General features: G+C 45.6%; 5 protein-coding genes. 4 read left to right on the forward strand and 1 reads right to left on the reverse strand.

All coding sequences use genetic code 11. The features are described 5' to 3' along the window. The first annotated feature begins 39 nt into the window (after window positions 1-39). From C9414_RS09390 to C9414_RS09405, 4 genes are all read left to right on the forward strand, one after another. On the forward strand, window positions 40-1,014 hold the full coding sequence (locus tag C9414_RS09390; RefSeq protein WP_107163489.1) for a pectinesterase family protein: 975 nt from the start codon (window positions 40-42) through the stop codon (window positions 1,012-1,014). 125 nt (window positions 1,015-1,139) lie between these two features. After that, a complete protein-coding gene (gene dacB / locus C9414_RS09395; protein WP_107163490.1) occupies window positions 1,140-2,624 on the forward strand; it encodes a D-alanyl-D-alanine carboxypeptidase/D-alanyl-D-alanine endopeptidase in 1,485 nt (494 codons plus the stop codon). A 25-nt stretch (window positions 2,625-2,649) separates the two neighbouring features. After that, window positions 2,650-4,017, forward strand: a complete 1,368-nt coding sequence (locus C9414_RS09400; protein ID WP_107163491.1) for an MATE family efflux transporter — start codon at window positions 2,650-2,652, stop codon at window positions 4,015-4,017. A 64-nt stretch (window positions 4,018-4,081) separates the two neighbouring features. Further along, window positions 4,082-4,642 carry a CatB-related O-acetyltransferase gene (locus C9414_RS09405; RefSeq protein WP_107163492.1) on the forward strand — a complete coding sequence of 187 codons (561 nt, stop codon included), beginning with the start codon at window positions 4,082-4,084 and terminating at the stop codon, window positions 4,640-4,642. A gap of 19 nt (window positions 4,643-4,661) precedes the next feature. Here the strand turns inward: C9414_RS09405 and C9414_RS09410 are convergent, their stop codons facing one another. Continuing rightward, a complete protein-coding gene (locus C9414_RS09410; RefSeq protein ID WP_483295688.1) occupies window positions 4,662-6,380 on the reverse strand; it encodes a BclA C-terminal domain-containing protein in 1,719 nt (572 codons plus the stop codon). Between the last annotated feature and the right edge of the window lie 2 nt (window positions 6,381-6,382).

Below are 6,382 nucleotides of genomic sequence, written 5' to 3' on the forward strand. Positions count from 1 at the left end.
TTTGATGAAAACGTTCACAAAATGAGGAGGAGATATGTGATGAAATGTAGAAACGTATGGATTGTCATGGTCTTGTCTTTATTTCTTTTTGACCCAGCTTCACTTCAAGCAGCAGAAGCAGGGCATAACCGCGTCCTTGTCGTTGATCAAAAGGGAAGCGGGGCATACCGCACCGTTCAGTCTGCCATTGATGCGATTCCAACAAACAATCAACAGCGGGCAACGATCTATATTAAAAATGGCGTATATAGAGAAAAAATTTTGCTTCCGCAAAATAAACCACACGTATCTTTTATCGGTGAAAACCAGCACAAAACGATCCTTACGTATGATGACACAAATGCAAGCACTGGGAGTACAACAAATAGCTCAAGTACAATGATCCGTGCAAACGACTTTTACGCAGAAAATATCACCTTCCAAAATACAGCTGGCAGACATGCTGGTCAGGCGGTGGCCCTGTATGTGTCTGGCGACCGGGCTGTGTTCAAACAAATACGTGTGTTAGGCTATCAAGATACACTTTATGCAACAGGCACAGGGCGGCAATATTATGAAAACTGCTATATCGAGGGCACGGTCGATTTTATTTTTGGATCAGCCACCGCTGTGTTTAAAAGAACTGAAATAAAAAGTCTTGGAAATGGGTATATTACTGCAGCATCCACAACAGAAGCACAAAGGTACGGTTACGTATTCATAGATTCTACGTTGAAAAAGGGAACGGCAGCTGCGCAATCGGTTTATTTAGGACGTCCGTGGAGACCTTATTCGGCTGTGACATTCCTCCATACAAAAATGGATGACCACATAAAAGCAGTGGGATGGCATAACTGGGATAACCGTGACAACGAAAGAACGGCCAGGTATAAAGAATTTGGATCAACAGGAGCAGGGAGCAGTCCAGCAAACCGCGTAAAATGGTCAACTATTTTAACCAATAACGAAGCAAGTCAGATCACGGTTCAAGCAGTTCTTGGCGGAGCCGATGGCTGGAATCCAGAAAACAGGTAAAGGGCTTGTCAGTTTTCGTCAAAGAAAGCTGACTTTTCTGTTTAAAAAACCTTTGAGAACAAACGTTCTTTTGTGTATAATGAACATATTCTTCTAAATTTGGCTGCAACAAAAGGAGGGATTGCGTGAAGCGTTTTTCACAGCTCATGTTTTTACAAATATGTATCCTGTCGATTTTATTTCTTCCTTTTTCAGCGAAAGATGAACAGCTCACAGCTCGTGACGATTCACTGACTTGGATGACCGCTTTAGACGAATTCATACGAACAGCACCTGATTTAGAGGGCGCGATCTCCGGCATCAGCGTCCGCGATACTTCTGACAACTCTCTTCTTTATGAACATCAAGCCGATATTCGTCTCACTCCTGCTTCTAATATGAAACTGCTCACATCAGCCATCGCACTTGATATACTTGGAGAAACACACACATTCCCTACAGACATCTGGATGGATGGTTCCATTCAAAAGAAAACGTTACATGGCAGCCTGTATCTTCGCGGCACCGGTGATCCGACTTTATTAGAGGAGGATTTTGCAGCACTTGCCAAACAAGTCAAAAGGGCCGGAATACATACCATTCGCGGACAGCTTGCGGCAGATGACACTTGGTTTGATGACACGAGATACTCCATTGATCTGCCTTGGAGTGATGAGGATCAATATTACGGGGCACAAATTTCTGCTCTCACGGCTTCACCGAATCAAGATTATGATGCAGGGACCGTAATTCTCGAAGTAAAACCAGGACAAAAAGCAGGACAAAAAGCCGCATATGAGATGATCCCGAAGACGGATGTCGCTCAAGTCAGCAATCAAGTGAAAACAGTTCCTGAAGGCGGAAAAAAGAAAATCTCTTTTAAGCGTTCTCACGGAACCAACAAGATTACGTTAACTGGGACCATTCCGGTTAAAGCAAGCTCATCTAAACAATGGGTCGCTTTATGGGATCCAGCCGCCTATGCTTTAGACTTAATGAAACGAGCGTTAAAGGCGGAAGGCATTCAAGTAAAAGGACCACTGAAATCAAAACAAGTTCCTAAAAAAGCCAAAAAAATCGCCTCCCATACATCGATGCCATTATCAGAGCTGCTCGTTCCTATGATGAAATTAAGCAACAATACACATGCAGAAATTTTGCTAAAGGAACTAGGCAAAAAAGTGAAGAACAAAGGGAGCTTTGAAGCTGGGCTGGATGTCATGAATGAACGGCTTCCTGCGTTTGGCATCGATCCTTCGCTTGCAGTTTTGCGTGACGGCTCGGGGATATCACCTATTAACCTTGTCTCTGCTAACCAGTTCACTTTATTTTTGACAAACATTCAAAAGGAAAGATGGTTTAAAACCTATGAACATGCGCTCCCTTTAGCAGGGGCAAGTGAACGAATGGTGGGGGGCACGTTAAGGAACAGATTGAAAGAACCAGCTACACTAGAAAAAGTTCGTGCAAAAACAGGGTCGTTAACAACGGTCAGCACACTTTCTGGATATATTGACACGCAGGGCGGAAAAACGCTCGCTTTTTCCATCTTGTTAAATCACCTTGTTGATGACGAAAAAGGGAAAGAGATAGAAGACCGTATTGTCAGCATATTAGCTGAGAATCTTTAGATTTAGAGAGAGAAGGAGAACCATCATGACGTTAGATAACAATCAATCTTTAGTAAAAACCATGTCCATTTTTCTCATCCCGCTTTTGCTAAGCAATATTTTGCAATCGATCGGACAGTTAGTGTCCATTGTTCTTGTCGGAAGATGGATTGGAGAGGATGCAGTAGCTGCCATTTCTGCATTCTTTCCGCTTTTCTTTTTGCTCGTTTCTTTTTCCATTGGAATTGGATCGGGAAGCTCGATCCTTATTGGACAGGCCTATGGAGCAAAAAATGAACAGAAATTAAAAGAAATCATTGGCACAACGCTTTCATTCACTTTTTTGATCGGCGTATCTTTAGCGATCATTGGAGGTTTTTTCGCAACAGACATCTTAAACCTCATGGGAACACCTGCTAATATCGTGGAGGAAAGTGCAGCATATGCCAGAATTTTATTCATCTCAATGCCGATCTTATTTCTTTATTTTGTTTATACAACATTCTTGCGGGGAACAGGGGATTCGAAAACACCTTTTTATTTCTTAATGATTAGTACGGCAACGAATATTCTGATGCTTCCCATTTTATTATTTGGCTGGCTGGGACTGCCGGCGTTCGGCTTATATGGCGCTGCGTATGCTTCAGTGATTTCAACAATTGTGACGTTTATCATTCTACATATCTACTTATATAAGACAAAGCATCCGCTTCGTATTGATGCATCGGTGAGAAAGCATTTATCGATGAAAGGGGATTTATTAAAAACGTTATTAAAGCTCAGTATCCCATCAAGCATTAATATGATCCTTATTTCTTTATCAGAAATTGCCGTTATTTCTTTCGTCAACGATTATGGATCACAGGCGACAGCTGCCTATGGTGTTGTCAATCAAGTCGTGAGTTATGTGCAGATGCCGGCAGTGAGTCTTGGCATTGCGGTCTCAATCTTTGCAGCACAATTCATTGGTGCAGGGAATATGAATCGTCTGAAAGATGTCATTAAAATTGGGTTAGGACTTAACTTCGCCATAGGCGGATGTATCATTATTTTCGTTTATATTTTTGCACCGCAGATTTTATCTATCTTTTTAACAGATCCTAAGACGATAGACATTGCCTATAGTTTGGTTGTCATTACACTATGGAGCTATCTCATCTTTGGAACGGCCCAAATTGTTGCAGCCACAATGAGAGCAAGCGGGACAGTTCTTTGGCCAACGATCTTTAGTATTTGTTCCATTTGGCTTGTAGAAGTACCAGTCGCTTATGTGCTATCCCATTATACATCCCTTGGCATTAAGGGAATATGGATTGGCTACCCTGCAGCTTTCTTTGTAAACTTACTCCTCCAATACAGCTACTATCAGCTGGTATGGAAGAAAAAACAAATTGTATCGCTTGTTCAATCATAATGTGAAGGCGTAAAGCAGCATATACATACGAAGATCTATCACTTTTAAGGAGGTCAGATCTTCTATGTTTTTAAATCAAAGAAGTGAACTAAGCTCGTACAATATCGGTGACTTTTCTTATGCCGGACCAGATTTCCAAGTGCTGACATGGGGAGAAGGAACGGCATTACATATTGGGAAGTTTTGTTCCATAGCAAACGAAGTGAAAATTTTTCTAGGCGGGGAACACCGTACAGATTGGGTCACAACGTATCCTTTTAATCAAATTTTCAAAGAAGCTGTCCACATTAAAGGACATCCCAAATCGAAGGGAGATGTTCATATTGGACATGACGTATGGATTGGATATGGTGCGACGATCATGTCAGGAGTAAGAATAGGGAATGGGGCCGTGATCGGAGCAAATAGTGTGATCACAAAGGATGTGCCGCCATATGCAATTGCTGCCGGAAATCCCCAGCAGCTCATGAAATATCGGTTTTCATCCGAAGTTATTGAAAAACTGCAGTTATTAGAATGGTGGAATTTAGAGTTTACAATCATCCAATCTATTTTTCATCATTTGCAATCTCATGATATTGAACATTGTATCAATGTAATAGAAGACATAAAAAAGAAAGGCTGAAAAGCCTTTCTTTTTTAGTTTAGCTAAGCCGTATGATGGTCAAGGTAGCACCTGTAGCACCGCCCCCTCCAACTAAAATAGCTGTGACAACTGCCCCAAAAAACTGCAGTGAAATGGTGCTTCCAGCTGTTAAATTAACAATAACAGTGTTGTTGATAAATGAAGTTGAGATAACAGGTGATTGAACAGAACCAGAAATAGTAGTTGCTCCATTTAAAAGCAAACGTGTACTAATCAAAAGAGCTGTAGTGGTGTTGACTTGATACGTAATATAATATTTACCAGTTTGCAGAACGGTAAAAACAGTACTCGTGCCGTTTGCCGTAAAACCAGTAATGTTTTGAAAGTTTGGCAGAGGAATATTCGTTCCACCGGCTACAGTAACAATGGTAGGTCCAGAACTATTAGCAGCATAAAGTGCAGTATCTGTAAAACCACCTGTTCCAGTTGCCCCAGTGACACCAGTAGGACCAGTTGCACCTGTAATGCCTGTGGCGCCAGTAGCTCCAGTAATACCCGTTGCGCCAGTAGGTCCGGTAGCTCCAGTGATACCTGTCGCACCGGTAGGCCCAGTAGCTCCAGTAATGCCTGTGGCGCCGGTAGGTCCAGTGGCTCCGGTGATACCCGTGACGCCGGTAGGTCCAGTGGCTCCGGTGATACCCGTGACGCCGGTAGGTCCAGTGGCTCCAGTGCTACCTGTCGCCCCGGTAGGCCCAGTAGCTCCAGTAATACCCGTTGTGCCAGTAGGTCCGGTAGCTCCGGTAATACCTGTGGCACCGGTAGGTCCGGTAGCCCCAGTGCTACCCGTCGCCCCGGTAGGTCCGGTAGCTCCAGTGCTACCTGTCGCACCGGTAGGCCCAGTAGCTCCAGTAATACCCGTTGTGCCAGTAGGTCCGGTAGCTCCGGTAATACCTGTGGCACCGGTAGGTCCGGTAGCCCCAGTGCTACCCGTCGCCCCGGTAGGTCCGGTAGCTCCAGTGCTACCTGTCGCACCGGTAGGCCCAGTAGCTCCAGTAATACCCGTTGTGCCAGTAGGTCCGGTAGCTCCGGTAATACCTGTGGCACCGGTAGGTCCGGTAGCCCCAGTGCTACCCGTCGCCCCGGTAGGTCCGGTAGCTCCAGTGCTACCTGTCGCACCGGTAGGCCCAGTAGCTCCAGTAATACCCGTTGTGCCAGTAGGTCCGGTAGCTCCGGTGATACCAGTTGCCCCGGTAGGTCCGGTAACTCCAGTGCTACCCGTAGCGCCAGTAGGACCCGTTGGTCCAGTGCTACCTGTCGCACCGGTAGGACCAGTATCTCCAGTGACACCAGTAGCGCCGGTAGGACCAGTAACTCCAGTGCTACCCGTCGCCCCGGTAGGTCCGGTATCTCCAGTGACACCAGTTGCCCCGGTAGGACCAGTAGCTCCGGTAATACCTGTGGCACCAGTAGGACCAGTAGCTCCGGTGATGCCCGTCGCCCCGGTAGGTCCGGTATCTCCAGTGACACCAGTTGCCCCGGTAGGACCAGTAGCTCCGGTAATACCTGTGGCACCAGTAGGACCAGTAGCTCCGGTGATGCCCGTCGCCCCGGTAGGTCCGGTATCTCCAGTGACACCAGTTGCCCCGGTAGGACCAGTAGCTCCGGTAATACCTGTGGCACCAGTAGGACCAGTAGCTCCGGTGATGCCCGTTGCCCCGGTAGGTCCGGTATCTCCAGTGATACCTGTGACGCCAGTAGGACCCGTTGGTCCAGTAATAC

Source organism: Bacillus sp. Nf3 (assembly GCF_003028545.1).
GTDB classification, from domain to species: domain Bacteria; phylum Bacillota; class Bacilli; order Bacillales; family Bacillaceae; genus Bacillus; species Bacillus safensis.

Coding starts and splice junctions, on each gene's coding strand:
- C9414_RS09400 (WP_107163491.1), top strand. CDS start 2,650: ATGACGTTAGATAACAATCAATCTTTAGTAAAAACCATGTCCATTTTT.
- C9414_RS09390 (WP_107163489.1), top strand. CDS start 40: ATGAAATGTAGAAACGTATGGATTGTCATGGTCTTGTCTTTATTTCTT.
- C9414_RS09405 (WP_107163492.1), top strand. CDS start 4,082: ATGTTTTTAAATCAAAGAAGTGAACTAAGCTCGTACAATATCGGTGAC.